This is a genomic window from Agromyces aureus, assembly GCF_001660485.1.
In the GTDB taxonomy this organism is placed as follows: domain Bacteria; phylum Actinomycetota; class Actinomycetes; order Actinomycetales; family Microbacteriaceae; genus Agromyces; species Agromyces aureus.
The window spans coordinates 2913893-2930385 of sequence record NZ_CP013979.1 but is presented as its reverse complement, the minus strand read 5'-3'; the positions used below and the strand labels follow the sequence as shown (position 1 = coordinate 2930385).

Here is a 16493-nt window from a genome sequence, read left to right as displayed (position 1 = left end):
TCGAGGTTCGCTAGACTTCCGAACGTCGTGCCCCGATGAAGCGGCTCCAGCGACCTTTTCCCAACACCAAGGAGTCCCAGGCGACATGAAGATCGGAATCCTCACCTCGGGCGGCGACTGCCCCGGTCTGAACGCGGTCATCCGCGGCATGGTGCTGAAGGGCGTCATCTCGTACGACACCGAGTTCGTCGGCTTCCGCAACGGCTGGCGCGGCGTCGTCGAAGAAGACCTCATGCCCATCGTGCGCCACGACGTGCGAGGCCTCGCCAAGCAGGGCGGCACGATCCTCGGCTCCAGCCGCACCAACCCGTTCGAGGGCGAGGGCGGCGGGCCCGAGAAGATCCAGGCCATGCTCGACCGCAACGGCATCGACGCGATCGTCGCGATCGGCGGCGAGGGCACGCTCACCGCGGCCCGCCGCCTCTACGACGAGGGCGGCATCAAGGTCATCGGCGTGCCGAAGACCATCGACAACGACCTCGCGGCCACCGACTACTCGTTCGGCTTCGACACCGCGGTGCAGATCGCGACCGAGGCGATCGACCGCCTGCGCACGACGGCCGACTCGCACGGCCGCTGCATGGTGCTCGAGGTCATGGGCCGACACGTCGGCTGGATCGCCCTGCACTCCGGCATGGCCGGCGGCGCGCACGCGATCCTCATCCCCGAGCAGCCGCAGACCATCGAGCAGATCACCGAGTGGGTCGAGTCGGTGCGCGACCGCGGCCGTGCGCCGCTCGTCGTCGTCGCCGAGGGCTTCAAGTTCGAGGGCATGGAGGAGGCGCACTCGCATAAGGGCCTCGACGCCTTCAACCGCCCGCGTCTCGGCGGCATCGCCGAACTCCTCGCGCCCATGATCGAGGAGCGCACGGGCATCGAGTCGCGTGCGACCGTGCTCGGCCACATCCAGCGCGGTGGCGAGCCGACCGCCTTCGACCGCGTGCTCGCCACGCGTCTCGGCATGGCCGCCGTCGACGCGGCGTACAACGACGCCTGGGGGTCGATGGTCACGCTGCGCGGAACCAGCATCGCGACCGTCTCGATCGCCGACGCCGTCGGCACGCTCAACCAGGTGCCCCAGGCCCGCTACGACGAGGCGAAGATCCTCTTCGGCTGAGCCGTCCAGGTCGGTCGACGCGAATCGAGACGTACGGATGCCGCTGCCACAGGTCTGCGTCTGCTACCTGCTGCGCGAGCACGACGGTCGCACCGAGGTGCTGCTGGGGCGCAAGCGTCACGGCCTGGGCGTCGGCAGGTTCGTCGGCCCCGGCGGCAAGCTCGAGCCGGGGGAGTCGGCGACGGAGGCCGCGGTGCGCGAGGTGCTCGAGGAGACGGGCATCCGCGTCGCGGCGTCCGACCTCGAGCCGCGCGGCCTGCTGACGTACCACTTCCCGCACCGCGAGGCGTGGAGCCAGGAGTCGAGCGTGTTCGTGGCCCGTCGCTGGAGCGGCGAGCCCGCGGCATCCGATGAGCTCGAACCCGAGTGGTTCGCGCTCGACGCGGTGCCGTACGCGCGGATGTGGGACGACGCGCGATTCTGGCTGCCCGGAGTGCTCGACGGGGGCGCCGTTCGCCGCACGTTCGTCTTCGGGGCCGACCTCGCCAGCGTGGTAGAGGAGCGCAACGGCGTCGCGTAGGATTTACCCGGCGTTCGCCGTCTGTTCAACGTTGTCGGCGTCCGCCACGTTCATCCGGTGATTCTTCGACACCGATCCAAAGTCCGATCCAAGAAAGACGCCGGTGGATCTCACCCTCATCGTCGTGCTGGTCATCGCACTGGCCCTCTTCTTCGACTTCACCAACGGCTTCCACGACACCGCGAACGCGATGGCCACGCCCATCGCGACCGGTGCGCTGCGGCCGAAGGTGGCGGTCGCCCTCGCTGCGGTCCTCAACCTCGTCGGCGCGTTCCTCTCGACCGAAGTAGCCAAGACCATCTCGGGCGGCATCATCAAGGAGGGCGATGGCGGCGTGCTGATCACGCCCCAGCTCATCTTCGCGGGCCTCATCGGCGCGGTCGTCTGGAACATGGTGACGTGGTTGCTCGGCCTGCCGTCGTCGTCGAGCCATGCCCTGTTCGGCGGCCTCATCGGCGCCGCGATCGTCGGCGCCGGAATCGGTGCCGTCGACTTCGGCGTCGTGGTCTCGAAGGTCATCCTCCCCGCGATCCTCGCGCCGCTCACGGCCGGCCTCATCGCCTACCTCGCGACCAAGCTCGCCTACGCCATCACCCGCCGCTACGACGGCAAGCCCGATGGCCGCTCGGGCTTCCGGTTCGCGCAGATCTTCTCGTCGTCGCTCGTCGCGCTCGCGCACGGCACGAACGATGCGCAGAAGACCATGGGCGTCATCACGCTCACGCTGGTCGCCGCGGGCCTGCAGAGCTCCGGCGACGAAGTGCAGACCTGGGTCATCGTCACGTGCGCGATCGCGATCGCGCTCGGCACCTACATGGGCGGATGGCGCATCATCCGCACCCTCGGCACCGGCCTCACCGACGTCAAGCCCGCGCAGGGCTTCGCCGCCGAGACCGCGACCGCCGCGACGATCCTCGCGTCGAGCCACGTCGGCTTCGCCCTCTCGACCACGCAGGTCGCCTCGGGGTCGGTCATCGGCTCCGGCCTCGGCCGTCGCGGGTCCAAGGTGCGCTGGCGCACAGCCGGCCGCATCGGCATCGGCTGGCTGCTCACGCTGCCCGCCGCCGGCGGCGTCGGCGCGATCGCCGCGTACCTCGCACTGCTCGGCCCCATCGGCGTGCTCCTCGACGCCGTCGTGGGCGCAGGCGTGATCATCCTCATCTTCATGCTCTCCCAGCGCAACGAGGTCTCGGCATCGAACGTCACGAGCGAGGTCGCCGATTCCGGCCGCGCCGTGAAGATCAAGCGCAACCCGAAGCCGAAGGGCAAGGTGACCAAGTGATCGACTGGCTCGCATTCCTGCTCGTGCTCGTGTCGGCGCTCGTCGGCGCCTGCACCGTGGTCTCGGCATACGCCCTCGGCATCCGCCTGCTCACCATCTCCGGCCGCACGCCGGTCATCACGCCGGCCGAATTCACCGATGCGATCACCATCGTGACGCCCGCCGAGATCCGCAAGGCCGAGAAGCAGGCGGCCAAGGCCGCCCGCAAGAGCCCGCTCACCGAAGGCCAGAAGCGCGCCGCCCTCGTCGGCGCCTACGCGAGCTTCGCCCTGAGCGCCATCGCCGTGGTCGTGGGCGTCTACCTCATCATCGGCGAGCACCTCTTCAAGATCTTCAGCTGACCGGCCCTTCTGCCGGCACGTCAGCTGCTGCTATAACTCAATTCCCGCCAGTCCAACCGTCGGTCGCGCCCGAACGCGCCCGTCCCTCATCGAAGGTTCCCGGATGACCACTGAAACAGCCCCGACCACCCGCCCCGACGGCGAGAAGCCCGTCGGCGCGTTCGACCGCTTCTTCCAGATCACCGAACGCGGCTCGACCGTGGGCACCGAGGTGCGCGGCGGTCTCGTCACGTTCATCACGATGGCCTACATCGTCGTCCTGAACCCGATCATCCTGTCGGCCGGCACCGACGTCGCGGGCAACAACCTCGCCTTCCCGGCGGTCGCGGCCGTGACGGCGCTCACGGCCGGCGTGATGACGATCCTCTTCGGCCTCGTCGCCCGCCTTCCGTTCGCGTTCGCCGCGGGCCTCGGCATCAACTCCTTCCTCGCGTTCAGCGTCGTGGGCCAGGTCACCTGGCCCGAGGCGATGGGCCTCGTGGTGATCAACGGCCTCATCATCGTGCTGCTCGCCGCCACCGGCCTGCGTCGACTCATCTTCGACGCCGTGCCGTACGAGCTCAAGATCGCGATCACGGTCGGCATCGGCCTCTTCATCGCGTTCATCGGCTTCGTCGACGCCGGACTCGTGACCGCGACGGGTCAGAACTCCCCGCCCGTCGGTCTCGGCATCGGCGGCTCGATCGCGACCGTGCCCACGCTCGTCTTCATCGTCACCCTGCTGCTGACCGGCGTGCTCGTCGCACGCAAGGTGAAGGGCGCCCTCCTCATCGGCCTCGTCACCGGCACGGTGCTCGCGGTCGTCATCGAGGCGATCTGGCACCTCGGCTCGAGCGTCGACAACGACGGCGGCTGGAGCCTCTCGGTTCCCGCGCTGAACGGCAGCCTGTTCGCGGTGCCCGATCTCAGCCTGGTCGGCGACGTGAGCTTCGACTTCAGCAAGGTCGGCTTCCTGACGGTCATCATGCTGGTCTTCACGCTCGTGTTCACGAACTTCTTCGACGCGATGGGCACCATGACGGGCCTGTCGAAGGAGGCCGGTCTGGCCGACGAGAAGGGCAACTTCCCGCGCCTCAAGAGCGCGCTCATCGTCGAGGGCGTCGGCGCCGTCGCCGGCGGGTTCACGTCGGGCTCGTCGAACACCGTCTTCATCGAGTCGGGCTCCGGCATCGGCGAGGGTGCGCGCACGGGCTTCGCGAACATCGTCACCGGCGTGCTGTTCCTGCTCGCCATGTTCCTCACGCCGCTCGCGCAGATCGTGCCGAGCGAGGTCGCCGCGGCCGCCCTGGTCATCGTCGGTGCGATGATGATGGCGCAGATCCGCGACCTCGACCTGAGCCAGTTCTCGGTGCTCCTGCCCGTCTTCCTCACGGTCGTCATCATGCCGCTCACCTACTCGATCGCGAACGGCATCGGCGCGGGCTTCGTCGCCTGGGTCGTCGTGCGCTCGCTGTCGGGCAAGGCGAAGACCATCAGCCCGCTGCTCTGGATCGTCGCCGCCGGCTTCGTGCTGTACTTCGCGCGCGGTCCGATCGAGGCGTTGTTCGGCGCCTGAGCACGACGAACGCCTGAGCACGACGTCGAACGACGGATGCCCCGTGGCCGGCCGGCCACGGGGCATCCGCGTCTCCACGTGCGGCCGCGGTCAGCCCGCGCGGTCGGCGCCCTCGGTCCCCTCGGGGTGCGAGGTGTCGCGCACGTCGTCGGTGCCGCGCGCCCGCCCGATGGCCGACATCACGTGGAAGATCACGATCGCCGCGATCGTGCCGAGCGCGATGCCGTTGAACGAGACCCCGCCGATGGCGAAGGTGAAGTCCGCGATGCCGATGATGAGCGCCGTCGCGGCCGTGAACTGGTTCACGGGCCGTGAGAAGTCGACCCTGTTGTCGACCCAGATCTTCACGCCGATGATGCCGATCAGGCCGTAGAGCGCGGTCGTCACTCCGCCGAGCACCCCCGGCGGGATGGTGTTGACGACCGCGCCGAACTTGGGGGAGAGGCCGAGCAGGATCGCGACGAGGCCGGCGACCCAGTACGCGGCCGTCGAGTACACCCGCGTCGCGGCCATGACGCCGATGTTCTCGCCGTACGTGGTCGTGCCCGAGCCGCCGAAGAACCCCGCGATGGTCGTCGCCAGTCCGTCGGAGAACAGCGCACGTCCGGTCGAGCGGTTGATCGCGGCATCCGTCATCTGCGCGACGCCCTTGATGTGGCCCACGTTCTCGGCCACGAGCACGAGCACGACGGGCAGGAACGCGGGCAGGTAGCCCCAGATCGACGCGTCGACGAACGGGTTGGACGGCAGGTGGAAGGTCGGCAGGCCCACCCAAGCGGCCGCCTCGATGGGGGCGTAGTCGACCTGGCCGAGGAGGGCCGCGACGACGTAGCCGAGCACGACGCCCACCAGGATCGACATGCGGCCGAGCAGCCCGCGGAAGAGCACGCTCGAGATGATCACGGCGGCGAGCGTGACGAACGCCGTGAGCGGCTCCTGCATGAAGTTGTCGCGGGCCGCAGGGGCGAGGTTGAACCCGATGAGCGCGACGATCGCGCCGGCGACGACGGGCGGCATGAGCGCGTCGATCCAGCCCGTGCCGAGCCACTGCACGATCAGGCCGATCGCGGCGAGCAGCACGCCCACGACGACGATGCCGAAGAGCGCAGCGCCCATGGGGTCCGCGACGTTCTCTGCGGCCAGCGCGGCCGTGATCGGGGCGATGAAGGCGAACGACGAGCCGAGGTAGCTCGGCACCTTGTTCTGGGTGATGACGAGGAACAGGATCGTGCCGATGCCGGAGAAGAACACCGTGGTGGCCGGCGGGAACCCGGTGAGGATCGGCACGAGGAACGTGGCGCCGAACATCGCGATCACGTGCTGCGCGCCGAGGCCGATCGTGCGAGGCCAGCTGAGCCGTTCGCCGGGGGCGACCACCTGCCCCGGCAACACGTGCTTGCCGTCGCCGTGCAGGGTCCAGCTGAAGTTCATCTCGCTCCGTTCGGTCGCCACCCCTAGGGGATCCCTCAGAGCGTATCGGGGGGTTTGCCCCATACCTCGGAGCAGGCGCGGCTCGTAGCGTTGAAGCAACACCACGAACAGGAGCCTTCCCATGACCACCACCGCCACGACCACCGCACCGGCCCCGTACGCCCAGGTTCCCTCGGCCTCCGCCATCGCGACGGAGTCGAACGGCTTCAGCATCTCGAGCCTCGTGCTCGGCATCGTCTCGATCTTCGCGAGCTTCACGTTCTTCGTGCCCGTCGTCGGCCTCGTGCTCGGCATCATGGCGCTGAAGCGCGAGCCGGCCTCGCGCACCATGGCCATCTGGGGCATCGTGCTGAACGGCGTCATGCTGGCCGGCACCGTGCTCGTCACGCTCGGTACGCTCGCCTTCGGGCTCGTGATGCTGCCCTTCGCGTTCATCTAGGCAACGCGGTCGCCAGGCGGCATCGGGCCCGATCGGCCGGTCGATCCGACCGGCCGATCGGCGTGCCCGGACGATCGATCGGGATCGACGGCGCACTCAGGAAGTCGGCGGAGACCGGCGGGTAGGCTCGGAGGGTACCCACCCGGAGGTGTTCGTGACGACGTCGTCAGACAATCCAACCGCTACCCGAACCGAGACCGACTCGCTCGGCTCGGTCGAGGTTCCCGCAGCGGCCTACTGGGGCGTGCACACGCTCCGCGCTCTCGAGAACTTCCCGATCTCGAAGCGCCCGATCTCGGTCTACCCAGAGCTCGTGATCGCGCTCGCCGCGGTCAAGCAGGCCGCGGCACGCGCCAACCACGACGTGGGCGTGCTGAACGACCGGAAGGCCGCGTTCATCGACGCGGCCTGCCAGCGCATCATCGACGGCGAGTACCACGAGCAGTTCGTGGTCGGCGTGATCCAGGGCGGCGCCGGCACGTCGACGAACATGAACGCGAACGAGGTCATCGCGAACGTCGCGCTCGAACTCGCGGGGTACGCCAAGGGGCGCTACGACATCCTGCACCCCATCGACGACGTGAACCGCAGCCAGTCGACGAACGACACCTACCCGACCGCGCTCAAGGTCGCGATGACGTACTCGCTCACGACCATGCTCGACGAACTCGAGCTGCTGCGTCGTTCGTTCAGCGCCAAGGGGCGCGAGTTCCACGAGATCCTCAAGGTCGGGCGCACCCAGTTGCAGGATGCCGTGCCCATGACGCTCGGCCAGGAGTTCCACGGGTTCGCGACGACGCTCGGCGAAGACCTCGAACGCCTCCGCGAGACGATCAAGCTCCTCGGCGAGGTGAACCTCGGCGCGACCGCCATCGGAACCGGCATCACCGCGGATCCCGGCTACGCCGCGCGCGCGGTCGCCCACCTCAGCACCATCACGGGGCATCAACTCGTCACCGCGCCCGACCTCATCGAGGCCACGAGCGACACCGGGGTCTTCATGACCTTCTCGAGCGCGCTGAAGCGCAGCGCGATCAAGCTCTCGAAGATCTGCAACGACCTGCGACTGCTCTCGTCGGGCCCGCAGGCCGGCTTCGGCGAGATTAACCTGCCGCCCAAGCAGGCCGGCTCCTCGATCATGCCCGGCAAGGTCAACCCCGTGATCCCCGAGGCCGTGAGCCAGGTCGCCTATGCGATCGCGGGCGCCGACCTCACCGTGACCATGGCCGCCGAGAGCGGGCAGCTGCAGTTGAACGCCTTCGAGCCGGTCATCGCCCACTCGCTGCTGCAGTCGATCACGTGGATGCGCCAGGCCTGCTGGACCCTCCGCGTCAACTGCGTCGACGGCATCACGGCCAACACCGAACGCCTCGCCGGCATGGTCGCGTCGAGCGTGGGCGTCATCACCGCGCTCATCCCGTTCATCGGCTACGGCGAGGCATCCGCACTGGCGAAGCTCGCGCTCGTGACCGGGCGACCGGTCGCCGACCTCGTCGTCGAGGCCGGGCTCATGACGCGCGAGGCGGTCGTGGCGCAGCTCGTGCCCGAGAAGCTGTCGGGCATCGGCCCGATCACGCAGGCGATTCCGGTGATCGAGCTGCAGGGCGAACCCTCGGAGTGAGTCGACGAAGGTCGCGGCGAACCCGGTCGGTTCGCTGCGGCATCCGCTCGGCCATTCCCCGCCGACACGAGGTCGGACGTCGGGATGTCGGATGTCGCGAGCTCAGATGACGCGGCAGTGGGTCGTGAGCGAGCCGATGCCCTCGACGCTCACCGTGACGGTCGATCCGTCGCGCAGGAACACCGGCGGCTTGCGCGAATAGCCGGCCCCGCCGGGGCTGCCGGTGGAGATGAGCGTGCCGGGCGGAATGGTCGCCGAGCGCGAGAGCAGCGAGATGATCTCGGCGACGCTGCGCACCATCTCGGCCGTCGAGGCGTCCTGCATGATGCTGCCGTCGAGGTTCGTCGTCAGCCACAGGTTCTGCGGGTCGGGGATCTCGTCGGCGGTCACGACGACCGGTCCGGTCGGGGTGAAGCCGTCGAACGACTTGCAGCGCGACCACTGGGCCTCGCTGAACTGGATGTCGCGGGCCGTGATGTCGTTGACCACGGTGTAGCCCCAGACGTAGTCGAGGGCGTCGCGCGCGTGCACGCCGCGCGCGGAGCGACCGATGATCACCCCGAGTTCGGCCTCGTAGTCGACCTGGTCGGTCAGGTCGGCCGGCCAGGTGGTCGTCGCGCCGTGCGCGGTCAGCGAGTTCGGCCACAGCGAGAAGATCGTCATCGCGGTCTCGGATCGGAGCTTCAGCTCCGAGGCGTGGGCGGCGTAGTTCGCGCCGATGGCGATCACCTGCGCGGGCCGGAGCACGGCCGAGGAGTGGCGCAGGTCGGCGACCGGATGCCGCGGCAGGGCGCCTGGACCGTCGGCGACCGCGTCGACGACCGTGTCGGCTCCGGTCGTCGCCTCGGTCTCGGCGGCAGGCTCGGCGCGGCTCGGCGGCTCGGCGGCGCCGACCGCGGCACGCACGCGGGCGAGGCCCTCAGGGCCCTGTTCGATGAGGTCCTGCAGGTCGCGAGGGGCGCGCCTCATGACCTCGTCGAGGAAGATCGCGGACTCGCCCTCCACCACCGCGAGTCGGGGGGTCGTCTGGCCTTCGACTCTGAGGTGCGCAAATCTCACCTGTCCAGACTATCCGCGGGCTTCGGCTGTTTGCTGTGCACAACGTACAAGATCGGATCAGGCAAACGACACGATGTCGACGGGGATTCTTGAAGCATCCGCGCGCAGTTCCGATGTCTAGCGCCGTACATCGCCGAAATCGCACCGAACGCGTCAGATTGACACGATATACATCCGATGTTTAGGATTAACTTGTCACGAAAGGACCCCATGACCGCAATCGTCGCCGTCGAAACGCACGACATCCGCTTCCCGACCTCGCTCGCGCTCGACGGATCCGATGCGATGAACCCCGACCCCGACTACTCGGCCGCATACGTCGTGATCCGCACCGATGCCGCCGACGGCCTCGAGGGGCACGCGTTCGTCTTCACGATCGGCCGCGGCAACGACGTGCAGGTCTCGGCGCTCGACGCGCTGCGCGGACACCTCGTGGGTCGCGACGTCGAAACGCTCCTCGGCGACATGGGCGCGACCTCTCGACTCCTCCTCCACGACTCGCAGCTGCGCTGGCTCGGGCCCGAGAAGGGCGTGATGCACATGGCCATCGGCGCCGTCGTGAACGCGCTCTGGGACCTGCGCGCGAAGCGGGCCGGTCAACCGCTCTGGCTCCACCTGGCGGGCCTCAGCCCCGAGGAGCTCGTCTCGTTGGTCGACTTCCGGTACCTGACCGATGCGCTGACGCCCGACGAGGCGCTCGAGATCCTCCGCGCGGCGGAGCCGGGGCGAGCCGAGCGCATCGCTCGACTGACCTCGCTGGGGTACCCGGCGTACACGACCAGTCCGGGGTGGCTCGGATACTCCGACGAGAAGCTCGAGCGGCTCTGCCGCGAGGCGGTCGCCGACGGGTTCCCGCAGATCAAGCTCAAGGTCGGGGGCGACCTCGCCGACGATCGGCGCCGCCTCGCGATCGCACGCTCCGCGGTCGGCCCGGGCTTCCCGATCGCGATCGACGCCAACCAGCGGTGGGATGTCGCAGAGGCGATCGCGTGGGTGAACGCCCTGGCCGAGTTCGACGTGGCGTGGATCGAGGAGCCGACGAGCCCCGACGACATCCTCGGGCACGCGGCGATCGCCCGCGGCGTCGCCCCGATCCGCGTCGCGACCGGCGAGCACGTGCAGAACCGCGTGGTCTTCAAACAGCTGCTCCAGGCCGGTGGCATGGACGTCATGCAGATCGACGCGACGCGCGTCGGCGGCGTGAACGAGAACGTCGCCAACCTGCTCCTCGCGGCGAAGTTCGGCGTCCCGGTCTGCCCGCATGCCGGCGGGGTGGGCCTCTGCGAGGCGGTGCAGCATCTCTCGATGTTCGACTACGCGGCCGTCTCGGGCTCCATGGACGGTCGCATGATCGAGTTCGTCGATCACCTGCACGAGCATTTCGTCACCCCCACGGTCGTCGAGAACGGGCGGTACCAGGCACCCCATGCGCCCGGGGCCGGAACCGAGATGCTCGCGGCATCCGTCGCCGAGTTCAGCTGGAAAGCCCGGAGCGCCGAAGGCGAGGCCCGAGTCGAGGCCGAGGTCGGCTGAGGCGCGACGGCGTCGGCCGAACCCGGACTCGGGCGGCCGATGCCGAGCAGCATGCGTGCGGGACTCGGGATGCGGGCCTCAGCCGAGTGTCGAGAGCAGTTCGACCACCGGGAGGAAGCGCACCCGGGAGAGCTCGATGTGGTCGCGCATGAGGGTGGACGCCTCGTCGGCGTCGCCCGCGATGATCGCATCGGCGATGGCCGAGTGGTTGTCGATCGTGCGGGACACCTGACCCGAACGGTCGTATTCCTCGAGCACCTCGCGCAGCTTGGCGTGGTCTGGATGATCGGCCGAATGCGACGCGAGGTAGAGCCGCAGGAAGTGCAGGTGGAAATGCGTGCGCTCGAACGACTGCGCGATGAGCTCGTTCCCGGCGGTCGTGGCGATCAGTGCGTGGAACCTCGCATCGTGATCGGTCAGCGCCCGGAACGCCTCCGAACCACCCTCGCGCGAACCGGTCGTCTGCCGGCCGATCTCGATCTCGGCTCGCAGCGACCTCGCCACGTTCGGATCGACCGACCGGGATGCCTGGGACGCCGTCCACTGCTCGATGAGCACGCGGAACTGCGTGAGCTCGACGAACTCCCTGACGCTCAGCAGCGGCGTCGTGGAGTATCCGCGAAGGGGCACCTTCACGACGAGGCCGTCGGACTCGAGTCGTGCGAGCGCCTCGCGAACGGGTGTGGGGGAGACGCCGAGGTCGGCGGAGAGCGAGTCGATGTTCACGCGGTTGCCGGGAGCGATGCGATGCTCGAGCACCATGTCCCGGATCACGCTGTACGTCTCGTCGGAGAGGACCGACCGGGAGATGCGGGTCGGGGCCGGGTGGGCCTCGGAGTGCAGTTCGACGTGCATCAACCCTCCACCACGTCGATCCGTTCCTCATGGATGAGGCGGATGACCGATTTGCTCATCTCATCGTAGTCGTGCGTGTTCGCGACGCTGCCCGTCACCTCGAAATCCTGCATGACCACGATGCGGTCGACGAGCGTCACCATCTCGGCCAGGTCGCTCGAGATCACGAGCACGGCCTTGCCCTGCTCCGCGAGCTCCCAGATGAGCTTGTAGAAGGCGCCCTTCGTGCGCACGTCGATGCCGACGGTCGGTTCGTCGATGATCAGGATGTCGGTGTTCGCAGCGAGCCACTTGCCGAGCGAGACCTTCTGCTGGTTGCCGCCCGAGAGTTGGCCGACGAGCTGGTCGCGGTTGGACACCTTCACGTCGAGCGACGCGATGTACTCGTCGGCGGTCGCCTTCGCAGCGCGCTCGCGCACGAAGCCGAACGCATTCGACAGGCGCTTCAGCACCGTGACCGTCAGGTTGCGGGCGACCGTCTGGTCGAGGAAGAGGCCCTCGGCTTTGCGATCCTCGGTCACGTAGCCGATGCCGTAGCGTGCGAGCGCGTCGCCGACGGACCGGATCTGCGCGATCGCGCCGTTGACGCGGACCTCTCCCTCGGTGATGCGGTCCAGCCCGAGGACGGCTTTCGCGAGCTCGGAGCGGCCGGCGCCGACGAGCCCGTACATGCCGACGATCTGACCGGGATGCACGGCGAACGACACGTCGCGGTGTCCGCCGAGGGTCGACACCTCGCGCAGCTCGAGCGCCGGCGTTCCGAGCTCGGACGGCGATCGGTCAGGGACCTCGAGCTTGGCCAGCGTTCGGCCCACCAGCAGGTCGACGACCGTGTCCTTGGAGTAGTTCGAGAGCGGCTCCGACTCGGCCACCGAGCGTCCGTCACGGAAGACCGTGACGGTGTCGCAGTGCGCGAACACCTCTTCGAGCTTGTGGCTGACGAAGAGGATCGCGCGACCCTGGGCGGAGAGGCGGTGCACGACGTCGAACAACAGCTTCGACTCGGTCTCGCTGATCGAGGCCGTCGGTTCGTCGAGGAGCAGCACCGCGCTCTCGGTGTAGAGACCGCGGGCGATCTCGACGAGCTGCGTCTGCGCCGGCGAGAGCAGGCTCGTCGGCGTCGCCGGGTCGATCGGGAAGTCGAGCAGGTCGAGTACGCGCTTCGCCCCCTCGCGGACCTCGCGCCACTGGACGCGTCCGCCCCGAACGGGCGTGTTTCCGAGCACGATGTTCTCGGCGACCGTGAAGTCGGTGATCACGTTGCGCTCCTGGTGCACCACGCCGATGCCGGCGCGGGTCGCCTCGTGCGCGGAGCGGAAGGACTGCTCGGCACCGTTGACAAGGAGCAGGCCGGAGTCCGGCGGCTGGATGCCCGTGATGATCTTGATGAGCGTCGACTTGCCCGCGCCGTTCTCGCCGAGCAGGGCATGGACCTCGCCCGGCTTCAGTCGGAGGTTGACCTCGTCGAGCGCGCGCACACCGGGGAAGGTCTTCGTGATGCCGCGCACTTCGAGCGCATAGGCGGTGTCGGTCATGCCGGTGCTCCAGGATCGATGGCCCGCGCCGCCGCAGTCGGCGGCGCATCGGGCGGGGTCGGGCGGCTCCGGCGAGTCGCCGGGCGACGGGTGCGAACACGGTCGAGGGCGACCGTGCCGAGCACGACCGCGCCGATGACGAAGTTCACCCAGCTGGGCTCCAGCTGGAACTGCGCTCGTGCGCTGTCGACCAGTCGGACGATCGTCGCCGCGAGCACGGTTCCCAGCACGGCGACCGTGCCGCCCGTGAGGGAGACGCCGCCGATGATCGGGGCGGCGAAGCTCGACAGGAGCCAGTCCTCGCCGATGCTCTTGTTGGCGCCGGGCAACGACGCGAGCACGAGGAACGCGGCGACGCCGCAGAGGAGGCCGGAGAGGCCGTGCGCGGTCACGAGGCTGCGGTTGTTCGAGATGCCCGAGAGGGTCGCCGCGAGGGGATTGCCGCCGCTGGCGAGCATGTTCCTGGCGATCAGCGTCTGCCGGTAGCCGATCGCGAGCAGGCCGGCGATGACGACGGCGATCCAGAAGATGAGCGGAACGCCGAGCGGCCTCGCACTGCCGATCGCCGCGATCTCGGGCCAGGAGGCCGAGGTGATGGTGCGGGTGCCGACGATCGCGTACTGCGCACCGGAGAGGATCGTCATGGTCGCGAGCGTCACGATGAAGCCGTTGATCTGGGTCAGCACCACGATGAGTCCGTTGAGCACGCCGGCGGCGAGGCCGATCAGGATCGCGATGATGCCGCCGAGCCAGGCCGGCACCCCGAAGTCGGCGATGAGCACCGCCGCCGAGCATGCGGCGAACCCGCCGATCGCTCCGACGGCGAGATTCATCTGGCCGACCGCGAGGGCGGCCATCTGTGCGAGGCCGATGACGATCGGGATGGCGAGGAACTGGAAGAAGGTCTCGAGCGAGATCGGGGAGAGGAATCCGCCGCTCGAGCTGATCGTCAGGATGATGACGCCGGCGAGGATCACGGCGGCGAGGATCGTGTTCTGGTCTCGGAGCAGTCGTGCGAAGCGCGCGCTCATGACACCACCGCCTTCTCTTCGGTCTTGACCGTCGTATCCGCTCTCGCGGAGCGCAGTCGGGAGCGGGCGCCCGTCACCGAGCGGATGCGGTCGGCCGAGAGGGCGATGAGCAGGATCGTGCCGAGCAGGATGTTGAGCCCCTCGATGCCGACGCCGAACAGCAGGAGGCCCTGGCGGATCACGACCGTGAGCGTGATGCCGAGGAAGGTGCCGATCACCGAGACATACCCTCCGGCGAGCAGCGTGCCGCCGAGGATCGGGCCGAGGAAGGACTGCAGCATGAACTCCTGGCCGATGCCGGGGGTGAACGACCCGGTGCTGGCTCCGAGCATGAACCCCGCGAGTGCCGCGAGCGCGCCCGAGAGGGTGTGCACGGTGATGATGCGACGTGGCACCGGGATCGCGGAGAGCAGCGCGGCTCGGTCGTTCGATCCCGTCAGGAGGATCTCGCGGCCGACGCGCGACCTGGCGAAGAGGAGCCCGATCACGATCATCGCCGCGAGGGCGACGAAGAGGATGAGCGGAATGCCGTCTGGCCCGCACACGTCGCCGAGGCAGAGGTCGGAGAGCTTCGAGCGGCCGAGCTCGGCGAGACCCGGCGTCTGCACGGTGATCGCGTTGCCCGTGCTCACCCATGAGTAGACGGCGGGGACGAGGCCGAGGAGCGCGAAGCTCATGGCCAGGGTCACCACGAAGGAGTTGACCCCCGCGTAGGCGATCAGCACGCCGCAGAGCGCCCCGACGGCGCCGCCGAATGCGAGGCCCACGAGGATGCCGACGATGAGCGGGACGTCGAACGCCTGGAAGATCATCGCCGAGCCCATCGCGCCGATCGCGGCCATGCCGCCGACGGCGAGGTTCATCTGGCCGACCGAGAGCACGACCATCTGCGCGAGCCCGACGACCGTGAAGATGGCGATGCTCGTGAGCATCGGGCCGATCACGAAGGCGGGCGAGAAGAACATGGGCTTGAGGCTGCCGATGAGGGCCACGAGCACGACGATGAGCAGGAGGAGCCCGACGCGGTTGTCGCTGATCAGGCTGGTCGCACGAACGGATCCACGGCTCATGCGACTCGCCTCCGGTCGATCTCGTCGGCATCCCATTCGATGCCGAGGCCCGGCGACGACGGCGCGACCGCCCAGCCGTCGTCGACGACGAGCACGGTCTTCGTGATGCCGCGGAGCTGGGGGATGTGCTCGACGTATGCGCCGTTCGGCACCGCGGCCACGAGGCTCACGTGCAGTTCCATCAGAAAGTGCGGGCATACGGCCACGTTGTACGCCTCGGCGAGGTGCGCGACCTTGAGCCAGGGGGTCACGCCGCCGATGCGGGCGACATCCACCTGCACGATGCCGGCGGCACCGCGGTGCAGGTAGTCGCGGAACTGCCCGATCGAGTACATGGACTCGCCCACCGCGATGGGGATGCTCGTCGACGAGGCGAGACGGGAATGTCCGCTCACGTCGTCGGCCGGAAGCGGTTCCTCGAACCAGTAGAGGTCGGCGTCCTCGAACGCCGCAGCGCGGCGGATCGCCTCGGCCGCCGTCATCGACTGGTTGGCGTCGACCATGATGTGGAGGTCGTCGCCGACCGCCTCGCGCACCGCGAGCAGGCGCTCGCGATCTTCGCGAACGGCCGGCTTGCCGACCTTGAGCTTGACGCCGCGCAGGCCCTTCGCCTGCGAGGCGAGCGCGCCCTCGACGAGGTCCTCGGTCGGCAGGTGCAACCAGCCGCCCTCGGTGTCGTAGAGGGGAACACGCTGCCGATGGCCTCCGGCGATCTGCCAGAGGGGTTCGCCTGCCCGTCGGGATCGGAGGTCCCAGAGGGCCGTGTCGACGGCGGCGAGCGCGAGCGAGGTGATCGCGCCCACCGTCGTGGCCCGGGTCGAGCGGAAGAGCTCGACCCAGATGCCTTCGACGTTTCGGCTGTCGAGGCCAGGCAGGAGCGGGACCAGGTGGTCGCGCAGCATCGAGAGGACTGCGCGACCACCTGTTCCGATCGTGTAGGAGTACCCGACACCCGTGAGCCCGTCGGCAGTGTCGATCTCGAGGAAGATCGTCTCCTGCTTCAGGAAGCTCTGGACGGCGTCGGTGCGCACGGTCTCGACCTCGAGGTCGATCAGGGAGGCGCGTGCCGCGGTGATGGTGGTCATGGTGTCGGTGTGCTCCGTC

The 16493-nt window shown here is 68.8% G+C and carries 15 protein-coding genes; 8 read left to right on the top strand and 7 right to left on the bottom strand.

The annotated features are described in order from the left end of the window. Positions 1 to 85 precede the first annotated feature (85 nt). From ATC03_RS13180 to ATC03_RS13160, 5 genes are all read left to right on the top strand, one after another. Complete coding sequence (locus tag ATC03_RS13180; protein ID WP_067877896.1) at positions 86 to 1117, top strand: 6-phosphofructokinase; 1032 nt, start codon at positions 86 to 88, stop codon at positions 1115 to 1117. A gap of 37 nt (positions 1118 to 1154) precedes the next feature. Next, positions 1155 to 1637, top strand: coding sequence for an 8-oxo-dGTP diphosphatase (locus ATC03_RS13175; RefSeq protein WP_067877891.1), 483 nt, complete (start codon positions 1155 to 1157; stop codon positions 1635 to 1637). Positions 1638 to 1740: 103 nt separating this feature from the next. Then, positions 1741 to 2919 carry an inorganic phosphate transporter gene (locus ATC03_RS13170; RefSeq protein WP_067877889.1) on the top strand — a complete coding sequence of 393 codons (1179 nt, stop codon included), beginning with the start codon at positions 1741 to 1743 and terminating at the stop codon, positions 2917 to 2919. After that, positions 2916 to 3260, top strand: a complete 345-nt coding sequence (locus tag ATC03_RS13165) for a peptidase (RefSeq protein ID WP_067877886.1) — start codon at positions 2916 to 2918, stop codon at positions 3258 to 3260. Before ATC03_RS13170 ends, ATC03_RS13165 begins: the two co-directional genes overlap by 4 nt. Before the next feature lie 103 nt (positions 3261 to 3363). Further along, on the top strand, positions 3364 to 4815 hold the full coding sequence (locus ATC03_RS13160) for an NCS2 family permease (protein ID WP_067877883.1): 1452 nt from the start codon (positions 3364 to 3366) through the stop codon (positions 4813 to 4815). A gap of 90 nt (positions 4816 to 4905) precedes the next feature. Here the strand turns inward: ATC03_RS13160 and ATC03_RS13155 are convergent, their stop codons facing one another. Further along, positions 4906 to 6246: a uracil-xanthine permease family protein gene (locus ATC03_RS13155; protein ID WP_067882153.1), complete on the bottom strand. Its 1341-nt coding sequence runs from the start codon at positions 6244 to 6246 to the stop codon at positions 4906 to 4908. A gap of 121 nt (positions 6247 to 6367) precedes the next feature. Here ATC03_RS13155 and ATC03_RS13150 point away from each other — a divergent pair, with 121 nt between their 5' ends. Together ATC03_RS13150 and ATC03_RS13145 are read left to right on the top strand one after the other, a co-directional pair. Continuing rightward, complete coding sequence (locus ATC03_RS13150) at positions 6368 to 6685, top strand: DUF4190 domain-containing protein (protein WP_084003485.1); 318 nt, start codon at positions 6368 to 6370, stop codon at positions 6683 to 6685. 154 nt (positions 6686 to 6839) lie between these two features. Continuing rightward, positions 6840 to 8306: an aspartate ammonia-lyase gene (locus ATC03_RS13145; protein ID WP_067882149.1), complete on the top strand. Its 1467-nt coding sequence runs from the start codon at positions 6840 to 6842 to the stop codon at positions 8304 to 8306. 102 nt (positions 8307 to 8408) lie between these two features. Here ATC03_RS13145 and ATC03_RS13140 read toward each other — a convergent pair whose 3' ends face one another. Then, positions 8409 to 9365: a fumarylacetoacetate hydrolase family protein gene (locus ATC03_RS13140; RefSeq protein WP_067877880.1), complete on the bottom strand. Its 957-nt coding sequence runs from the start codon at positions 9363 to 9365 to the stop codon at positions 8409 to 8411. A gap of 210 nt (positions 9366 to 9575) precedes the next feature. On the opposite strand from ATC03_RS13140, the gene ATC03_RS13135 reads away from it, so the two are divergent. Next, positions 9576 to 10898, top strand: a complete 1323-nt coding sequence (locus ATC03_RS13135) for an L-fuconate dehydratase (protein ID WP_067877877.1) — start codon at positions 9576 to 9578, stop codon at positions 10896 to 10898. Positions 10899 to 10976: 78 nt separating this feature from the next. Here ATC03_RS13135 and ATC03_RS13130 read toward each other — a convergent pair whose 3' ends face one another. Genes ATC03_RS13130 through ATC03_RS13110 form a run of 5 tightly spaced genes read right to left on the bottom strand, consistent with a single transcriptional unit; the run spans position 10977 to position 16474 of the window. Continuing rightward, positions 10977 to 11753 (bottom strand): GntR family transcriptional regulator, encoded by a 777-nt coding sequence (locus ATC03_RS13130; protein WP_067877874.1) that lies wholly within the window; start codon positions 11751 to 11753, stop codon positions 10977 to 10979. Beyond that, positions 11753 to 13288, bottom strand: coding sequence for a sugar ABC transporter ATP-binding protein (locus ATC03_RS13125; protein WP_067877871.1), 1536 nt, complete (start codon positions 13286 to 13288; stop codon positions 11753 to 11755). Before ATC03_RS13125 ends, ATC03_RS13130 begins: the two co-directional genes overlap by 1 nt. Continuing rightward, positions 13285 to 14319 (bottom strand): ABC transporter permease, encoded by a 1035-nt coding sequence (locus ATC03_RS13120; protein ID WP_067877868.1) that lies wholly within the window; start codon positions 14317 to 14319, stop codon positions 13285 to 13287. Before ATC03_RS13120 ends, ATC03_RS13125 begins: the two co-directional genes overlap by 4 nt. After that, positions 14316 to 15389, bottom strand: a complete 1074-nt coding sequence (locus ATC03_RS13115) for an ABC transporter permease (RefSeq protein ID WP_161490346.1) — start codon at positions 15387 to 15389, stop codon at positions 14316 to 14318. Before ATC03_RS13115 ends, ATC03_RS13120 begins: the two co-directional genes overlap by 4 nt. Further along, entirely contained in the window at positions 15386 to 16474 is a 1089-nt protein-coding gene (locus tag ATC03_RS13110; protein WP_067877861.1) for a mandelate racemase/muconate lactonizing enzyme family protein, read from the bottom strand. Before ATC03_RS13110 ends, ATC03_RS13115 begins: the two co-directional genes overlap by 4 nt. Positions 16475 to 16493 lie beyond the last annotated feature (19 nt).